Origin of the sequence: Lentilactobacillus farraginis DSM 18382 = JCM 14108 (genome assembly GCF_000583655.1) — a bacterium.
Taxonomy (GTDB): domain Bacteria; phylum Bacillota; class Bacilli; order Lactobacillales; family Lactobacillaceae; genus Lentilactobacillus; species Lentilactobacillus farraginis.
Map to the genome: position 1 here is coordinate 1 of NZ_BAKI01000097.1, position 1,775 is coordinate 1,775.

The window sequence follows — 1,775 nt, forward strand, 5'->3', positions numbered from 1 at the left end:
TCTCAAAACTGAATAAAATCTCCGACATTGTGTAGGTTTCCGAATTTTTCCTTAGAAAGGAGGTGATCCAGCCGCAGGTTCTCCTACGGCTACCTTGTTACGACTTCACCCTAATCATCTGTCCCACCTTAGACGGCTGGCCCCCGAAGGTTACCTCACCGGCTTTGGGTGTTACAAACTCTCATGGTGTGACGGGCGGTGTGTACAAGGCCCGGGAACGTATTCACCGTGGCATGCTGATCCACGATTACTAGCGATTCCAACTTCATGCAGGCGAGTTGCAGCCTGCAATCCGAACTGAGAACGGCTTTCAGAGATTAGCTTGACCTCGCGGTTTCGCGACTCGTTGTACCGTCCATTGTAGCACGTGTGTAGCCCAGGTCATAAGGGGCATGATGATTTGACGTCATCCCCACCTTCCTCCGGTTTGTCACCGGCAGTCTCGCCAGAGTGCCCAACTGAATGCTGGCAACTGACAATAAGGGTTGCGCTCGTTGCGGGACTTAACCCAACATCTCACGACACGAGCTGACGACAACCATGCACCACCTGTCATTCCGTCCCCGAAGGGAACGCCTAATCTCTTAGGTTAGCAGAAGATGTCAAGACCTGGTAAGGTTCTTCGCGTAGCATCGAATTAAACCACATGCTCCACCGCTTGTGCGGGCCCCCGTCAATTCCTTTGAGTTTCAACCTTGCGGTCGTACTCCCCAGGCGGAGTGCTTAATGCGTTAGCTGCAGCACTGAAGGGCGGAAACCCTCCAACACTTAGCACTCATCGTTTACGGCATGGACTACCAGGGTATCTAATCCTGTTCGCTACCCATGCTTTCGAGCCTCAGCGTCAGTTGCAGACCAGACAGCCGCCTTCGCCACTGGTGTTCTTCCATATATCTACGCATTTCACCGCTACACATGGAGTTCCACTGTCCTCTTCTGCACTCAAGTCTCCCGGTTTCCGATGCACTTCTCCGGTTAAGCCGAAGGCTTTCACATCAGACCTAAAAAACCGCCTGCGCTCGCTTTACGCCCAATAAATCCGGACAACGCTTGCCACCTACGTATTACCGCGGCTGCTGGCACGTAGTTAGCCGTGGCTTTCTGGTTGGATACCGTCACGATGTCAACAGTTACTCTGACACCCGTTCTTCTCCAACAACAGAGTTTTACGAGCCGAAACCCTTCATCACTCACGCGGCGTTGCTCCATCAGACTTGCGTCCATTGTGGAAGATTCCCTACTGCTGCCTCCCGTAGGAGTTTGGGCCGTGTCTCAGTCCCAATGTGGCCGATTACCCTCTCAGGTCGGCTACGTATCATCGCCTTGGTGAGCCGTTACCTCACCAACTAGCTAATACGCCGCGGGTCCATCCCAAAGTGACAGCCGAAGCCGTCTTTCAAACCAAAACCAGGTGGTTTTGGTTGTTATGCGGTATTAGCACCTGTTTCCAAATGTTATCCCCCGCTTCGGGGCAGGTTACCCACGTGTTACTCACCAGTTCGCCACTCGTCACCAAGTTGAATCAATCAAGTGCAAGCACTCAACTTCATCAACCGGGACGCGTTCGACTTGCATGTATTAGGCACGCCGCCAGCGTTCGTCCTGAGCCAGGATCAAACTCTCATCTTAAAATCAAAATGATCATTTGTGACTCATTGATTGTTGTTTTTATTGTTACTAGCGAATTGACTTCGCAATTTGTTTTTGGCTTCGATAAATCGAAGCACCCTACACAATTGTTTGTCGAAAATTTTGTTCAGTTTTCAAAGGTCTAC

1 rRNA gene is annotated in these 1,775 nt (G+C 51.2%); it reads right to left on the reverse strand.

Features of this window, described 5'->3' with window-relative positions:
- Nucleotides 1–55 precede the first annotated feature (55 nt).
- Nucleotides 56–1,629: ribosomal RNA gene (locus JCM14108_RS13770) — 16S ribosomal RNA — on the reverse strand.
- Nucleotides 1,630–1,775: the final 146 nt, after the last annotated feature.